Here is a 16816-nt window from a genome sequence, read left to right on the forward strand (position 1 = left end):
CCTCCAACCAGAAAAAAGGTGAACAGTGATGAATAGTTGTGAACAGTTTTAAAATAACTATTCACCCTATAATACATTGATATATTTGGTTTAAATTATAGGGTGAACAGTAATGAACACTTTTTTATATTTCTTTGAAAAATGCCTGAAATCAGAAAAAATTATTCTTCTGGCTGGCTATTCCTTGTCAGTTTTGGCATCCATTCGATAGCGGTATCAAGATTCAGGCTCAGATTGCTACGAATGCCCTGTTTGCTTTTCTTGCGTAAATATTGCTGACTATACTCTGCCAGTGCGCCTGGCATATCCATGCCAAAACGAGTCACGGAAACAGGTTTATTCAGGTTATTGCCTTTCATATAAGCAAGATAGGCGTGATAAAGGTATTTACGGGGATTGAACGGCATAATTTCCGCATTGCCGATTAATAGGCCGTCAACTTCATGGGAAGCAATGAGATAACCGCAAAAATCGACCAGTGGATCTGTGCCGCGTTTGATATCCAGCGCCTCCGCAGATTTCTGCTGTTCTGCCAGTAAACGCCTTGCTGATTGTGGATCAGTAAACCGATGCAGCAAATGCCGGATAATCACGGGCAATTCTTCCGCAATTTTATCCCGCAGCAGTGGATCGCGTTCATTTTCCGGTACGACTTCGGAAAAATTGAAAATCACCCGACGCCGCGATACTCCACCACTGCGATCACTGAAACTCATGGCATTATTATTTACTGCCAGAACCACCGCAGAGATACGGGTTGAATAGGGTTGTTTATGCTTCGGATCAATAGCAACTTCATCACCGCCTGTAATCGCCTTGATGCCAGAGCCATCGCCCACATAGCGAGTTTGGTCTGGCAGGATGATCAACGAATAGCCAACAATCAACGCCCGTTCTCGTGGGTTTTCCAGTGCTGCCATACTTGCGGAAACGGTATTGCCTTTACCTGCCAACATGGAAAAAATTTCGGCAAAGATACTTTTGCCACTGCCTCCGGCTCCGGTGATTTCCAAAAATAACTGCCAATCATAGCGATTCGCCAGCACCATAAACAGCGCCGCTAGTACTCTATCTGCTTTGTTTTCACAGTTGGCAGTTGCCTGATTGAGCCAGCGCCAGAACTGTGGCGCGTGATCTTGCAGAGTTTCCCCCGAAACAGGGGAATTGAATTCAACGTCATTGGCAAGCAATAACCAGTCATTTTTGCGGTGAGGTCGGAACTGACAGGCTTTCAGATCAAATACACCGTTACTGAATCCGATTAAGTGGCGTTTTGGTGGCTGCATCATGGGAAGTTGTAATTTCAGGGCATCTACGGCTGAGCTAATACCATGCGGTGAATACGGTAGTTTCTCTTCCATAAAAGCAGCGACCATTTCCCGTCTTAAATCACGGTCACTGACCGGACGCCAGATAATACCGTCATAGTGATGAACGGTTTCCGAAGCACCATCCAGTGCCAGATCACCGTTATAACGTGACAGCAATACTTCCCCACGCTGACTAGCTCCCATCTGGCAGAGTGTCAATTTTGAAGGCTCGGCATCATTATTAAGCTGAATAGCTGCTTTGTTCTTGGTTGATGTCGGTTGATAAAGCCCCTGAGCAAAGGCTTGTTGTGCTATTTCTACACCGTGTTGCTGGCGATAATCATCCCAGTCGGCTTTGAATTCCGTAGGTGGTAGTGTTACCCATCCATTAATCGCCAAAGCAGTATTTTCTGCTGTTATTTTTCCAACATTCTTTTTCAACCTGCCGTTTTTGTCTCGTTCTTCCGGTTCGTGCCTGTCGTTATCAGCGGCAATTATAATTTTGGAGTTTGGATACTGCTCTCTAGCCTGTTCGGCAACAATCAATAGATTACTTTCATCAATCGCTGCCAATACCACGCCTTTATGCAGTTGGCTGACAGTTAAAGCTGTAGCATAACCTTCGGTAATGATGATTGTGTCCGGCGTTCCGGTAATCTCAGTTACCAGAATAAAACTGCCTTTTTTCTGTGTACCTGCAACAAGGCGTTTTTCACCATTTGGCTTGATGGCCTGTGCGCCAGTAATTGCGCCATCCAGTGTCTGAGTTACCAGCAATAAAGAACCGTCTTTTAACATCCGCTGATTGGAGCATTGCAACCCTTTTTTCACCAGATATTGAGATTCCCCCTCAACAGCAGTGGCAACCAGTGCCGCGATACGTTCAGCAATTGGCTTAGTGTTCCTAGTCAGCGTTTTGGCTGGTTTGGGTTCTGGCAAAGGCAATGCCAGCACATCTGCAACAATTTTTGCAGCCTCAAAAATCGAGATCCCTTTGGTCTTTGCCACTAAATCCAGCCCATCACCATAGTTCGGAACGTCACATTGGCGGCAATGCCAGTTGCCATGATGGTGGTCGTCGATAAAGTGGAAACGGTCAGTACCGCCGCAAACAGGACAAACCCCATGTTTATTTTTTGCTGGAATATCAATACCACAGGCAGGTAGCAGATTTTCCCAGTGATACATGGCGGATTTTTTCACGGTTTGGATGAGTTCGAGCGGTTTTTGTTCGTCTGTTTTATCTGAAGATGTAAATTTAGGGTGAGTTTGGTTAGACTGTGTATCAGCCATCATCGTTACCTCATTTAACGGTTTGGTTAGACGCCTCAGATGTGTTCCACCACACTGAGGCGTTGATTTTTATGTTACTTTTCTTAAAAAATCTCTATCTTTCTTTATGCCCTTTTGCCAAATTTCCCGATCAGCACATTTTCACCTCGTTCCAGCATCTCCATATAATCCGCATACCATTGCAGCATTTCCCTGCGACCATCCAGATATTGAGCGTGGTTGTAAGTGCCTCGAATACTGTTTTTATCGACATGAGCAAGCTGTTTTTCAACCCATGCTGTGTTGAAGTCTTGATCATGCAGGATGGTACTCATAGTGTGTCGGAATCCGTGGCCTGTGGCTCGTCCTGAATATCCCATACGGCGGATCATCGTATTGATTGCCATATCAGAAAGATGCTTTCTGTAATCTGTCCGGCTTGGAAAAACATACTGATAACTGCCGTTGATGGGCTGAATCTGCTTCAATAAATCGATAACTTGCTCTGATAGTGGCACTACATGAGTGCGGCGCATTTTCATTTTTTCGGCTGGAATTGTCCAAACAGCCTTATCTAAATTAATCTCTGACCATTCAGCTTTACGAAGTTCTCCCGGACGAACGCCGGTTAATATAAGCATTCGCAAAGCCGTTCTGACTATCTGACTTCCCATGTATTTATCAATAGAGCGCAGAAATTCAGGTAATTCATCCACTGAAAGGTGAGCGTAGTGTTCGCGTTGATGAGGAATAAAAGCACTCGCTAAATCGGGAGCTGGATTATATTCGGCTCTGCCCGTAATAATTGCATATGTCCAAACTTCACCACAGCGTTGGCGGACTTTCTTTAATTTATCGGTGACACCTCTCTTTTTCATAATAGAAAGGAGGTCTAATAATTCGAGGGGTTTTATTTCAGCAATCGGGCGATGACCAATATAAGGAAAAACATCTTTTTCGAATGCGTCCATCATATCTTCACGATAACCAACAGACCACCTGTCTTTTCTTCCCTCGTACCATTCACGCGCAATGCTTTCAAAGGTATTACTGATTTCGCCCTGAGCCGCAAGTTTCTTCTGTTTTTTATCTTGGTTGGGATCAATACCTTCGGCTATCAGTTTCTTGGCTTCATCACGTTTTCTTCTGGCCTCTGCCAACGTAATAAGCGGAAAAGTACCAATAGCGAGTAACTTTTCTTTTCCTGCAATGCGGTATTTCAGTCGCCAGTATTTAGAACCGGTTGTCTTTACCAGCAGGTACAAACCGCCACCATCCGACAGCTTAAAATCTTTATCTTGGGGTTTTACTGTTTCAACTTGTCGGGCTGTTAGTTTCATATTTCTAGCATCCTTGCCCCCTCACAGTAATGGGGGGATTTTTTTAGGGGGTACAGAAAGTTACCCCTATATATACCCCCTGACTGGGGTACATTGCAATAGATGCCAGTAGACGTTACTAGAGTGTTATTTGGGGATTTTCGTTGATTTTATTGGGAAAAGTAGACTTTAAGAGATGCTGCTAGAAGTGTAGATGGCGGAGGAGGAGAGATTCGAACTCTCGGATGGTTTCCCATCGGCGGTTTTCAAGACCGCTGCCTTCAGCCGCTCGGCCACCCCTCCGCGATGTCGAGCACTATAAACATCACAGTTACCAATGTAAAGTATTTATCTGTTCAACTGCGGTTAATTTACTCACAACACTGTCTGTTGGTCTATTTATTCGGCATGTTGAGTAATCTTTCTTGGGGATAGTGGTGAATTTTGCTAAATTGCGGCCATCGTTATTGGATGGTAGAAAGTTATGTTGGTATTTGAAGGTCGTGAGATCGAAACTGATGCACAAGGTTATCTAAAAAACTATCGTGATTGGCAAGAAGCTATGGCTCCTGTCATTGCCGAACAGGAAGCAATCACTCTAACCGAACAGCACTGGGAAGTTATCCGTTTTGTACGTGAGTTTTATGAAGAATTTAATACTTCACCCGCTATTCGTATGCTAGTCAAAGCGATCGCCCAAAAATATGGTGAAGAGAAAGGAAATAGCCGTTATCTCTATCGCCTGTTTCCCAAAGGGCCGGCAAAACAAGCAACAAAAATTGCCGGCCTTCCCAAACCAGTCAAGTGTATTTGATTTATTCATCCGTCACTAGGGCGTGTTGACGTTTTGTGAGGGTAGTTTGAACAGCATGATGCTCTGGTATCATTGTCTTCGCGAAAAAACTATTCCCCCAGTTCATCATGCCACGAACAATGTTATCAAAACCCTTATGGAATAAGCTAACTGTATTAATGTAACAACATGGATGTATTTACCACAAAGAGGCACATTACCTGACTTTCGAAGGGAGCCTTTGTCGAATGAGAACAGGATGTCCGTGGCGGGATTTACCGGAGGAATTGGGAAAGTGGAATACACTCTTCAAACGTTTTAATGCCTGGTCAAAGAAAGATATTTTTTATTTATTATTCAAATTGTTATCTGATAATACAGATACTGAATGGTTATTCATTGATGGCAGTATTGTCCGCGCTCATCAACATAGTTCAGGGGCTGCTTCAACGGAAGATGAAGCCATCGGGGTAAAAGCCGGGGTGGACGTTCAACTAAAATTCATTTGGCGGTAGACAGTTATGGTTTTCCTGTCCATGTTGAGCTGTCAGGGGGACAAACACATGACATTGTACATGCAGAAAGTTTGGTCGCAAATTCATCGGCATCTGATTTTGTGATAGCGGATAAAGGTTACGATAGCAGAACTTTCCGAGATTTCATTGAAAAACAAGGTACAACAGCAGTCATTCCTTATCGAAGAAATAGCCGAAAACCCGATAAGAACATCGATGATGTTTTATATCATTATCGCCATTTGGTCGAAAATGTGTTTGCTCGAATAAAGCATTTTCGAGCAATTGCAACAAGATACGCTAAATTAGCGCGAAATTACGCCAGCATGTTAGCGCTGGCGTTTATCATGATATGGCTACCGATGTGGGTTGATTGAATCATAGACACTAAACGTCAACACGCCCTAATACATTAGCATGTCAGTATTGCGCTTTCCTCCAAAATTGAATGGATTGAGTCCGGTCGAGTACAGAACTTAATCCATTATGGCGATATAATAATGTCTAACTTTTTGGGGGCAGATCATAATGCCTCTGATTATTATTCTGGCGCTTTAGGCCAGTCAATATTTGGTGCCGCCGAACAATCTACACGGTTCAATAATACCATATATTTTTTCCATTCTGTTAGCATTGATAGTTCCACATCCGTTGCCATATCGAGGTCAACAGCATATTGCAACGGGGCAATAGCAATATCTGCCCGTTGTCGCAATGATAATTTTTGCTGTTTCGCCTGTTGCTGCAATTTCGCTGGGGATGGAGGGGGAATATCGACCAGTTTTGGATATCCGTTATCACCGGCTACCCATCGTTTGTTGACGGCATTAATAAAACGGTAATAATCCTCATCACTGATTTCAACACCATCATCTGGCCACGATCCGGCATCAATATAACGTTGTTTCAATTCAATCGGATGAAATGCATTATTTTTTGCGCTGTAAATATACATAATTAATATCCTATAGCAAACCAGAAAACGAGGTTCGATGTCGGTGAAATGTAGGAAAACCGCACTTTCATCCGGTTGGAATTTGCTATATCAACCCCAATCGAACGTTGAGATGGGTCTCGAGTTGGAATATTCGCTTGAACAATTCCGAATGCAGTCGGGAATGCAACGGGAAATGATATTTCAATCGTTTCAACTATTCCGAATGTACTCGAAATATCAAACCGCCCCCATTGAATGATTAATCCCCCAGGGAAATACTGAACGCCGCTTGTACCCAGGATATTACGGAAACTATTCATGTCTGGAATCTGATTTGGCCCGTTTCCGATGGTTCTATAGACCGAATCCGCTAAACCGATATTATTCACAAACGCAGATTTATCAGGAATATCAGCACCGTTTTGTTTCTTTTCCAAATAGAGGTTGGAATTATTGTTGAGAGCATTTTGATTGGCGGTATTGGCTAGATCGTAGGCTTTCTTAACCGCTTGAGAGGTTGCGACGGTTAACTCATTATCGCTATCGATTTCATTACTTAGTGTGACAAATCCTGGCTCTGTCTGAGTTGCATATGGGTGATTACGGCTTTTTGCGTGCTCATTAATTGCTTCTTTGATTGAATATTTAATATATTGTGGTGTTGGTACTATTATAACGTTATCTTCTAAGGTTTTTGACTCGGGCTTTTTATCTTGCATATTTATTCCCTCATTTAATCAACAATACATTGCTAAGTAACATGAAGGCGGTGAGATACTGCTCCGCCTGTGAACATCAATAAAATTGGTTCATCAATACTGGAGAGTACATCTTGATTTAATTTCAATGGGTGAGATACATATTTTGAATGGCAGAATGACATAAAATAACAGGTGTGAAATTAATCAAATTTATCAGGTGGCTGATGAAACTTAGTACAGTAAGAGTGGGTTTTTCCGTCTTTAATTTAGCATGCCTCCGTTTGAAACGGGGAGAGTGAATTAACCCTAGGGATTCTTAAGGAGTTCTCAATCCTAGAGTCTCATCTCTTTAAGATGATGAGAATTTCAACTATATCTCAGATAAAACAATGTTAACACTAAACCAATTATATGTATTTACTGAGGAAGAAAAAATAAATTACAGGTGAAGCAATAAACATGCTGGATGAAATATTTAATAGTTCTTCCATAAAAATGGAATGGGCAACTAAATATGTGAATCTAACAGATACTAAGTCTGAGAAGAACACTTACTCCTTATGTCGCAAGGAGTAAGTAAGTTTCTTACGATTTTGAAATGCTATTTAATATGAAATAAATGTTTTTTATTATTTGTATTTTTAAGCAAAAGAGTATCCTGCCCAGCAGGAACGTCATATTTATTTTATGGTTTGAAATTATAGATATGATAACCGGATGGAGTGATAATTTAATAATGAATAGATTTTATAATTAATTAGGGGTTCATTATGGGACTTAGAAGAGTAACTATTGCATTACAAGCAGATAATGGTCTTTATTTAAGTCGAATTAATAGGAATGGGATTCAATATATTGAAGCGACAAAATCTGGTATAGATGAATATTGTCGTTTTACTGTTGTCTATCTTGATCCAGCTAATACTAATAAAATAGCACTTTATGGAGATAACAAGCTTTATCTCAGCCGAATAGCTGAATCAAATGGTAATTTTATCGAAGCTATTAAACCAACGGCGGATACTTACTCTGTTTTCACTGTCGTGGATGTCGGTTGTAATATAATTGCATTGAAAGCTGACACGGGTAACTATCTTAGCCGAATTACAATAAATAATGTTGATTATATCAAACCTGATAAAGTTGTTTTGGATGTCTATTGTCAATTTCGGGTAGTAACTTTGGTTGAATAGTGAAGATAATTATTATTTTTCTTGTTAACTGGAACGAATGAATTTATATATATAGTGGCCGCATAATGGGGCCACTTTTCTGTTTATGGCTTTAGCCAGTTTAAGTAGCATCAGCTGCTTAAACATAAAACCACCCGCTATGCGGGTGGAGCCCCGAGGTTATACCAAGAAAAACACCTTTCCGTTACGATATAGATGTTCAAGCTAATAGATGTGACTGAAATAAGGAAAGGTGTTTATGGGGATTAAAGCACAAAGTTCAGCCCATACAAAGTGGCTGTGCAAATACCATATCGTTTTTTCGCCGAAATACAGACGAAAAGTCATTTTTGCCAGTATCCGTACAAGCATAGGTGAAATATCACGAGACCTTTGTAAGTACAAAGGCGTTGAAATAATTGAAGGCCATTTAATGCCAGCTCATGTCCATATGCTCGTGAGTATTCCCCCGAAAATCAGTGTGTCGAGTTTTATGGGATATTTAAAAGGCAAAAGTTCGTTGATGATATTTGATAAGCATGCGAATTTAAAATACAAATTTGGCAACAGGAAGTTCTGGTCAGAAGGATACTATGTAAGTACGGTGGGGCTCAATGAAGCCACAATCCAAAAATACATAAGAGAGCAAGAAAAGTCAGATTTAATGTAGGATAAATTAAGTACACGAGAGTATGAAAATCCCTTCAAGGGGTAAGCCAAAGAGACAATGACCCTTTAGCTTGAACAAAGAGAAAGCGGCGTCATTTAGGCGCGGTCGGTTATGATTTTTATTAAATTGATATCCCAGAGAATGACATAAATCCAAGTGACATAAGGCCGACAGTGATAAAAGTAATACCTAATCCCTTTAACCCTTTGGGTATATTTGAATATTTCATTTTTTCTCGTAACCTGGCTAGGGCAATAATCGCGAGCATCCAGCCAATACCACAACCTGCGCCATAAGTAATAGATTCAGCAAAGTTATAGTTTCGTTCAACCATAAATATGGTGGCGCCAAAAATCGCGCAGTGAATAGTGAGCAATGGTAGGAAAACTCCTAGCGAGTGGTAAAGGGAGGGAATAAGTTTATCGAGAAACATCTCCAAAACTTGGACAAGAGCAGCTAAAACACCGATAAAGGTAATAAAATTAAGAAATGATAAATCTATTCCTCCAATGATAGTATTTTCTTTGAGTATGTAATTATATATTAAGTTATTGATTGGAGTGGCTAATGTAAGCAGTACTGTAACTGTTATACCTAGTTTAAATGCGGTTTTTACCTCTTTAGAGACAGCTAAAAAAGTACACATTCCAAGGAAGAAACTTAAGGCCATATTCTCAATAAAAGCTGCTTTAATGAGTATATTTAAGTGATTTTCAACCATAATTTCCTCCTATGTATGATAATCTTTTTATAATCTAAATAAAACAGTCAATTACTTAAAGCTATCTTTTAAAAAAATGGGAGGTAGATTATGAGTATGAATTTGGAAGAAAGGGGATTATCAGCGCTTGATAAGCATTATCCTGAGTTACGTCATAAAATTGATCATTATGATGTTGAGGTGACTCAAGCGAATTGCAGAGTAAGAATGTGGACTAAAGGCGAAGTTTTGCCAAGATATGTCATATTTGATAGGGAAACTAATACTGACAATTTGTACTTGATACACGGAATCAGTGATGAAATCTAACAAAAATGTTGGTACTTATTTTTACAATTAGTAGTAAACTCTGGTTTTACCATTCGATTTGATAACTGGTATGGACGCAGGGAACACCACCGATGCTTTCTATTTGCAAAAAATTTCTCTGATATCTGATTGTTAGATGAGAATCTATGTTGAAACTATAGATTATTTCTTTAATGGATTCTTGATATTAGTGACCTAATTAAGGCCACTTTATATAGTGTGGTTTTATATAATTTGAAAAGATATCATTTTCCAGTCAAATCGATAGCAGGGTCATCGGGTATATTGTTTTTATTAATTCGCTGATATAGGCCAAAGTCATCTGGATCGTTTTCCGTAGAGAATAAATCGTATTCTTTCTGAATATAAGCATTTTCAATACCTATCCAATTAGCAATGCCATCTACCAACATTAAGCCAGATTTAAAAGTTTTATATTGTTTTCTCTGAGAATCATCGCTAGATATTTTCAATAAAGGAATGTCATAATGTCTTTTACTTTCTCTATTATTATTAAAGAATATTTTTCCATTGATATTTTTATGGGCTTGTCCATGATCTGAAAAATAAATCATGGAATAACTTCTTCCTGAAGTTCTGTAATTTTTTGATAATATTTCGTTAAGTTTTCTTAATGCTTCATCTGTTTTATGAATTGAAGAAACATAGCATGATAAGTAATCATACTTTTTATCTTTTACTTGAATTATACGGTGATAATCTTCTATACGGCTACAGGCACTGGGATGAGAACCATATAAATGTATAACAAAAAATCTTTTTCTTTTAAAAGCAGATAGTAATAATTTTTCGAATTTGTCTATTAATAAAAAATCGCTAGTGTTTATAGATGCATAATTACCACTTTTTAAGAATAATTTGTAATCACTTTTATTGGCAATTGCGGAGATTGGAGTATCAAAATAACCTAAATAACCTAAATAACCTAAATAACCTAAATAACCTTGATTAGATAACCAATAAGTATTTATTCCTGCTGATTTAATTAAATCAATTAAGCTGAGGCTGTAATCCGGTCTCCAGTTTTTTTTATCTGACTTGGTCAGCATAAGCCGTAAAGAAGATACTGTATTTGTTCCTCCACTAGTAAAACCATCAATTATTACACCATGAGTTTTATCCATAAACGGGGTGTTAGAAATAGGATAGCCGTATACATGATGATAATCACGTCTTGCACTCTCTCCTATAACTAATACATAGTCATCATAATGTGAGTTTTGTTTTGATAATGTACTTTTTCCCCATGCGCTCTTTATTTCCAGAGAGTTAAGTTTAATTAATTCTTCTTTGACTTCCATAAAGGATTTATATATCTGATTAAAGAATTCAAAAGGCTTTTGAGGCAACAAAGCGGCAATGACAACTAAGCAAAGAAATGTCTTATTACGATGATAATATACTTCTAATCGTATTGATAGAAAACGAAACAGCATCACAAATGTGATGATCATTAATGCATAAATCCAGTTTTGGAGTGGAATCTGGCCAAGAAATTCGTTGCTTTCTTGAACATCAGTAGCAAGGAATGACATAATATATTGATAAGATAATTTTCCAAATGTAATTCCGATTGGTGTATATATGCTATATGCTATCGCTATAGGTAGAGCAATAAAATAAAATGCTTTCTTGGAAGAATTTAATATGGTGAAAAGTAATGTTAAAAGGAAAGCGTCATGTTCTGATGAGTTTATTGTTGTACTTTTTAGCATTATATTTGATGCTATGAAAATGAAAACTAATGGAATGATCGATTTTGCGAAGGTTTTATTTGCTGAAAAAAAATATTCTTTGAAATTGGAAAAATTGGTGTTACGCATTGATTTTTATTCCTCTATAATTGGAACATTAATTATAGATGATTGTATAAAAACAATGAGGTTTTTGTGGCTAAAAAATAGACTTCTCTCACATTTTGCTGATGTATTTAACATGGTTTTCAGAAGTCAATTTAGAGCAAGGGGCTGGATGGAATCATGAACGTTTTTTAACCCAGTTAGGAAGATTTGATCTATAAACAAGATTATGATCTTATACTCCTTTTTGGAGCGCCAGCATGAATGTCGATGCTTTTTTCAATATTTTGGTGAATTAACCGATATCCGCCAGAATGCAAAAATAAACTATCCTCTATTTGATGTTCTTTCCCTGACGATGAGTGCTATTCTTGCAGGGGCTGAAGAATGGGAAGATATTGAAGATTTCGGGGAAACACATTTTTTGATACATGATTGTATTATTAGTGTACTATCTATTGTGCAACTTTTGTAAAAAGCTATATAGGTGACTGGAACGCTATTATTTTTAAGGTAATTTTCCAATCTTCGCTTCTACAACTACGCCAACAATATGTACGTGATTATTAAGAGGAATCATATTGTATTGAGGGTTTAATGGCTTTAAAAACTTATCATATCCTTCTGTGATCAGTTGCTTGAAAGTCAGTTCTTTCTCTCCATCGAGTTTTGCTACGACTAAGTTGTTGGGAGTGGGCTTAATTTCTGGATCAACTAAAATGATCATGCCTTGCGGTATGCTGAGTCCGTTTGGCGATACCATTGAATCACCTTTTACTTCCAGCCAAAAAGCACGTTGTGAACATTCAACGCAGGTTTCATATGCTTTTGCATAGCGGCTTGCTTGGTATTTTGGTGCGGGATCTTCGCACCAATTACCTGCGTTTACCCAGTCAAGTAATGGATATTGCTTGTGCAGGAGCATATGACTGGCAAATGTAGCATTATCATCATCGAGGACAGAGACAAGTTTTCTTGCTTGTTTATCCAGCGATGGACTGAAATCTGCAATTTTGATTTCCAGTTTTTGGGCAAAATAGCCCGCCATCTCCAGGTTAAGGGCATTTATCCCATTGAGATAGTGTGAAATTGCACTTTGTGTCTTGCCAATTTCTTCTGCAAGTGTTTCCTGAGAGATGCCGAGTTGTTTTTTCTTAGACTCAAATAGCGCTTTTAAGCGTGCTGCATCTGCAAGTTGTTCTGCTGTGAGTTTCTTTTTCATGGATTCATTTTAATACCAACGCTATTAAAATGATAAATACTAAAAGTATTGAAATTTTTAGTACTCTGGATATTATTTTGAGAGAAGGAGAAATCGTATGGAAAAAATCCCATTATCAGAGTATGTAAAGTTGAATGGCCAAGTTAAAGCGGCTCGTTTGGTTGGTGTTCATCAAACAGCGATCAGTAAAGCGTTGCGCTCGGGCCGGAAAATATTTTTGATTCGTCAAGAAGATGGAACCTACAAAGCTGAAGAATGCCGCCCGTTCCCTAGCCAAAAGTAAGGTGTATTGTGAATAACGAAGATATCAGAAGTACGATTAATTCATCTCTATTATAGGTTGAACTTAATTATCTCACTGATTTTATTAAGATGTTTTTTGTGTATATTGCTGGGGGAGAAAACGTGAACTTTAACATTGGTTATTACTTCAGAGCGATAGGGAGCATTCTTGACATTATGCCCGTAAATGATTACCGCAATGGTTTAGATGCTGATTCATCAAATGGATATTTACTCGAAAATAAAGAGATGTCTCATTGTTTTAGTTCATTTCCATCCCCTGAAGTATTGAAGAGTTATGAATCAATTTTACCTGGTTGTGCTGAAAGAGTATTTGCTTTCAGAGAAAAAGAGCAGGTTTTTCAACATGAAAAACAGAAAAAGACGTTGGATGGATTGATAAACCGAGATAAACGAGGGCAATGGATGGGCTTTTCCATTACCATATTTATCTTAATCATTGCGACTGTTTTTGCTTTTAGAGGAGAAATGTTATTTGCTGGTACTTTGATCACCATTGATTTAGTGGGGTTGGTTTCTGTATTTGCCATCGGCCGTAAATTGAAAATTAAATAATTTCAGAGTAAAATAAATATTTTCTAAAAAATAGGTGATTATTCTTACTTGCCTTAAAACAAGCTATTGGCTGAGTTTTTATTGAACACTGGTGATAAGTTAATTAATAATTATAATCTAACTAATTGTTTTTATTATAGAAAAAGAAACGGATGGTTATTGTTCTATACCTAATGAATATTTTTCAAATGCATCCATAATCAATCGATTTCAATTTACTATTGTAAATAACAAAGAAATTGCTTAAAAAGTTCATTGGATATTTCTTATTGGCTAAAGGAACTTCATCTTGTCTGATTCAGTTTTATTTTCTGCGATTAAAAGGCCAGAGGCCGGAGCACAACTGATATTTTTTCATCACGCTGGAGGCTCTTCTTTTCCCTACATTAAGTTGGCTCATAAGTTATCGAAATTTATTGAAGTTTATTGTTTTGAGCTTGCAGGCAGGGGAATGCGTGCTTCAGAGCCTTTTCAGGTGGATGTTGAAACTATTTTATCCAATATACTTGCCGCGATAAAGCGTTTAAAGTTAGGAGAGGGTAAACCTTTATTACTGTTTGGTCATAGTTTGGGAGCGGAACTGGCTTATCAGGTCGCTCGTAGGCTGGAGAGTGAATTACCAGAAAAACAATTAGCACTCATTATCTCTGCCCGTCGTTTTATTGATCCCGAAGGGTTTAAAAATATGCCATGTGAGGAATATTCTGATTCTTATGTTTTGAATATCCTTGAGCAATGTGAAGGAACACCAACAGATATTCTTGCTAACCCCGAATTATGTAATTATGTGATCAAAACAATGAGAAATGATCTCATTTTGTTGGATTCATTGTCTTTATTACCGAAAGTAGAGTTGGATATCCCAACTTATGTAATAGGAGGAGATCGGGATAATAGAGTTTCTGTTTCTCTGTTGGCGGAGTGGCAGCGAGTGTTACCTACGCCAATAGAACAACAGATTTTCACAGGAGGGCATTTTTACTTGTTCGATAATTATGCAGTAATTTCTTGGATCGAAAAACAGGCCAGAGAACTAGTAGGATAAGACTAAGGTTATGTACACTATTATTGACTCACCTGAGTCTCAAGTTCTTAATGATTTCCATAAATAGATAAGTTATTAAATAGGAGAAAATGAGTGATATCAGAAAAGATCAGTGTTCAAGGGCGGTTTTCTGGCAAAAAAATAATTATTGTTCATGGATATACTGCTTCGCCGTCATCACATTGGTTCCCTTGGTTAAAAGAGAAACTTACTGAACAAGGTGCGGAGGTTATCATACCTACAATGCCTGATACATCATCACCCAAACCTGAAGCCTGGGCTAAGATGTTGATGGATATAGTACCTGAAGTAGATAAAGACGCGATTTTTGTTGGTCATAGCCTCGGTTGTATCTCTCTATTGCGGCATTTAGAATCGATGCGTTCTCAGCATCTTCATATTGGTGGATATATTTTGGTCTCCGGGTTTGATTCTCCTCAAATTACTTTACCAGAATTGGATCCTTTTACTGTTGAACCGTTAGATTATGCTTTCTTGCGTGAGGTAACCGAACACCGTTTTTCACTTATATCTTCTGATGATAAAATTGTTTCTCCTCATTCTTCCCTGGATTTATCTCATTCTTTGCAAACGGAAGTAATTAATATTGCTAATGGTGGGCATTTCCTGGATAGGGATGGATTTACTTGTTTGTTACCTGTTTATGATATTCTGGAAAATATGCTATCAGAATAAGCGTAGATAAATGGTATCTTCTAACCCTCCAGTTTATTGATTTTATTCTGGAGGGAGATATTAAATATAAAAGACCAATGAGTTATTTTAAATAATGACAATGTAAAAATATATTTTTTTGATTTTTTATTCTATTTTTGAGTTTTATGTGTAAATATAATTTACTAAGGGGTGTTTATGATACCAATGCATTCTCCTCTTGTATCTAATGTAAATAATGATGATTTGATTAACGTGAATATTACACACAAGATAGGCCAATGCGCTATCAAAAATTTTAAATCCAATAGATTTATTTTTTGGGGCTTGTATGTCAAAGTATGTGAGCTATTTAATATTTTTACATACCTATAAAAATATTATTGATTTATTGCTTACAGCGTTTAAACTGTCCACCTTGAATGCACACATTAAAGTACATAAATTGAAGTACGTAAAATTATGTTATCTACCCATGAATATGCAAACGATCTGATCTTGTTTGCCTTGATTGTTGACTGTGGGTCTTTCAGTAAAGCGGCAGAAAGTGCCGGTATCACAAGTTCAGTCATCAGTAAGCGTATTGGGCGTCTGGAAAAATCTCTTGGAGCCCGTCTATTATATCGTACTACGCGTAGTCTCACCTTAACTGAGAATGGACGAGCGCTTTATCAACATGCCAAAGAAATCAGTATACGAATTCAAGACGCATTGCATGTTGTCAGTGAAAAAAGTGATGAGTTAACAGGTGTGATTCGAATGTCTGTGCCAACGGTATCAGGTGAATTACTTTTGAGTGAAAAAGTTGCTGAATTCTGTAGTCTCCATCCTAAATTAAAAGTGGAAATACGGTTAGAAAATCATTTTGTTGATTTGGTCAATGAAGGTATTGATTTAGCGATTCGCACTGGCACGATGCCGGATTCTAGTTTGATTGCTAGGCCCATATTGAATTCGCGCTGGGTAATTGTCTGTTCTCCCGGTTATCTGGGTAAACATTTGCAACCACAATCAGCGGAAGATCTTCTTAAGCATAATTGTCTGACCTATACCCATCAGGAAAGTGGCACTGCCAACTGGTTAATGAAAAGGCCAGAAAGCGGTGATATTTATGAATTACTGGTTAACGGTAATTTTTCTTCAAATAATGCATTGGCGATCCGTAAAGCAGTATTAGGTGGGTTTGGTATTGCGATGGTTCCACGTGTCATGGTGTATGAAGATTTGCAGGCAGGAAAACTGGTGGAAATACTTAAAGGAAGTAGTGGAAAAGTATTAGGTGTTTATGCTGTTTATCCTTACACCCGAAATTTACCCCTAAAAATCCGAATGTTGATTGAACATATCATTATTTCTTACAAAAATATCAGCCATTATTTCTAATATTTTTCTCTGTCGGAGTATAAATAATCGGCAGAGATTATGCTATTTTTAGATATAGTCTATTGAAAATTCATGCTTAATTAATGTGAACTAC

At 38.0% G+C, this 16816-nt stretch carries 17 protein-coding genes, 1 tRNA gene and 1 pseudogene; 11 read left to right on the top strand and 8 right to left on the bottom strand.

Annotated elements, in window-relative coordinates; genetic code table 11:
* Positions 1-161: 161 nt before the first annotated feature.
* From WDV74_RS06355 to WDV74_RS06365, 3 genes are all read right to left on the bottom strand, one after another.
* A complete protein-coding gene (locus WDV74_RS06355; protein WP_338885553.1) occupies positions 162-2498 on the bottom strand; it encodes a phage/plasmid primase, P4 family in 2337 nt (778 codons plus the stop codon).
* A gap of 209 nt (positions 2499-2707) precedes the next feature.
* Complete coding sequence (locus WDV74_RS06360; RefSeq protein ID WP_338885177.1) at positions 2708-3922, bottom strand: integrase arm-type DNA-binding domain-containing protein; 1215 nt, start codon at positions 3920-3922, stop codon at positions 2708-2710.
* A 194-nt stretch (positions 3923-4116) separates the two neighbouring features.
* A tRNA-Ser gene (locus WDV74_RS06365) sits at positions 4117-4204 on the bottom strand.
* A 181-nt stretch (positions 4205-4385) separates the two neighbouring features.
* On the opposite strand from WDV74_RS06365, the gene tusE reads away from it, so the two are divergent.
* The gene (gene tusE, locus WDV74_RS06370; RefSeq protein WP_338885178.1) at positions 4386-4715 is read left to right on the top strand and encodes a sulfurtransferase TusE; all 330 of its coding nucleotides are present in this window, start codon (positions 4386-4388) and stop codon (positions 4713-4715) included.
* Between the two features lie 176 nt (positions 4716-4891).
* Positions 4892-5586 (top strand): IS5 family transposase gene (locus WDV74_RS06375; RefSeq protein WP_338885554.1). Its coding sequence is split into 2 segments (ribosomal slippage): positions 4892-5161 and positions 5164-5586, totalling 693 coding nucleotides; the frame shifts between segments, so codons are not numbered across the junction.
* Positions 5587-5750: 164 nt separating this feature from the next.
* Here the strand turns inward: WDV74_RS06375 and WDV74_RS06380 are convergent.
* Together WDV74_RS06380 and WDV74_RS06385 are read right to left on the bottom strand one after the other, a co-directional pair.
* Positions 5751-6164 (bottom strand): tail fiber assembly protein, encoded by a 414-nt coding sequence (locus WDV74_RS06380; RefSeq protein ID WP_338885179.1) that lies wholly within the window; start codon positions 6162-6164, stop codon positions 5751-5753.
* Between the two features lie 2 nt (positions 6165-6166).
* Positions 6167-6865, bottom strand: coding sequence for a phage tail protein (locus tag WDV74_RS06385; RefSeq protein ID WP_338885180.1), 699 nt, complete (start codon positions 6863-6865; stop codon positions 6167-6169).
* 752 nt (positions 6866-7617) lie between these two features.
* On the opposite strand from WDV74_RS06385, the gene WDV74_RS06390 reads away from it, so the two are divergent.
* On the top strand, positions 7618-8040 hold the full coding sequence (locus tag WDV74_RS06390; protein ID WP_338885181.1) for a hypothetical protein: 423 nt from the start codon (positions 7618-7620) through the stop codon (positions 8038-8040).
* Positions 8041-8278: 238 nt separating this feature from the next.
* The gene (tnpA, locus tag WDV74_RS06395) at positions 8279-8689 is read left to right on the top strand and encodes an IS200/IS605 family transposase (RefSeq protein ID WP_338885182.1); all 411 of its coding nucleotides are present in this window, start codon (positions 8279-8281) and stop codon (positions 8687-8689) included.
* Between the two features lie 121 nt (positions 8690-8810).
* Here the strand turns inward: tnpA and nqrE are convergent, their stop codons facing one another.
* Positions 8811-9410, bottom strand: coding sequence for an NADH:ubiquinone reductase (Na(+)-transporting) subunit E (gene nqrE / locus WDV74_RS06400; RefSeq protein WP_338885183.1), 600 nt, complete (start codon positions 9408-9410; stop codon positions 8811-8813).
* Between the two features lie 90 nt (positions 9411-9500).
* On the opposite strand from nqrE, the gene WDV74_RS06405 reads away from it, so the two are divergent.
* Positions 9501-9719 carry a hypothetical protein gene (locus tag WDV74_RS06405; protein WP_338885184.1) on the top strand — a complete coding sequence of 73 codons (219 nt, stop codon included), beginning with the start codon at positions 9501-9503 and terminating at the stop codon, positions 9717-9719.
* Positions 9720-9964: 245 nt separating this feature from the next.
* On the opposite strand, the gene WDV74_RS06410 is transcribed toward WDV74_RS06405, so the two are convergent.
* Positions 9965-11563, bottom strand: a complete 1599-nt coding sequence (locus WDV74_RS06410; RefSeq protein ID WP_338885185.1) for a phosphoethanolamine transferase — start codon at positions 11561-11563, stop codon at positions 9965-9967.
* 205 nt (positions 11564-11768) lie between these two features.
* Between WDV74_RS06410 and WDV74_RS06415 the strand changes: the two are divergent.
* Positions 11769-11951, top strand: a pseudogene (locus WDV74_RS06415) (transposase family protein); the annotation flags it as partial.
* Positions 11952-12047: 96 nt separating this feature from the next.
* Here WDV74_RS06415 and WDV74_RS06420 read toward each other — a convergent pair.
* Entirely contained in the window at positions 12048-12761 is a 714-nt protein-coding gene (locus WDV74_RS06420) for a S24 family peptidase (protein WP_338885186.1), read from the bottom strand.
* Between the two features lie 97 nt (positions 12762-12858).
* Here WDV74_RS06420 and WDV74_RS06425 point away from each other — a divergent pair, with 97 nt between their 5' ends.
* From WDV74_RS06425 to WDV74_RS06445, 5 genes are all read left to right on the top strand, one after another.
* Positions 12859-13044 (top strand): Cro/CI family transcriptional regulator, encoded by a 186-nt coding sequence (locus WDV74_RS06425; RefSeq protein WP_338885187.1) that lies wholly within the window; start codon positions 12859-12861, stop codon positions 13042-13044.
* A gap of 122 nt (positions 13045-13166) precedes the next feature.
* Positions 13167-13619 (top strand): DUF2335 domain-containing protein, encoded by a 453-nt coding sequence (locus WDV74_RS06430; protein ID WP_338885188.1) that lies wholly within the window; start codon positions 13167-13169, stop codon positions 13617-13619.
* A 289-nt stretch (positions 13620-13908) separates the two neighbouring features.
* A complete protein-coding gene (locus WDV74_RS06435) occupies positions 13909-14664 on the top strand; it encodes an alpha/beta fold hydrolase (protein WP_338885189.1) in 756 nt (251 codons plus the stop codon).
* Between the two features lie 93 nt (positions 14665-14757).
* Positions 14758-15360 carry an alpha/beta fold hydrolase gene (locus WDV74_RS06440; protein WP_338885190.1) on the top strand — a complete coding sequence of 201 codons (603 nt, stop codon included), beginning with the start codon at positions 14758-14760 and terminating at the stop codon, positions 15358-15360.
* 441 nt (positions 15361-15801) lie between these two features.
* A complete protein-coding gene (locus tag WDV74_RS06445; protein WP_338885191.1) occupies positions 15802-16722 on the top strand; it encodes a LysR family transcriptional regulator in 921 nt (306 codons plus the stop codon).
* Positions 16723-16816 lie beyond the last annotated feature (94 nt).

It is taken from the genome of Xenorhabdus sp. TH1, assembly GCF_037260955.1.
Taxonomy (GTDB): Bacteria; Pseudomonadota; Gammaproteobacteria; order Enterobacterales; family Enterobacteriaceae; genus Xenorhabdus; species Xenorhabdus griffiniae.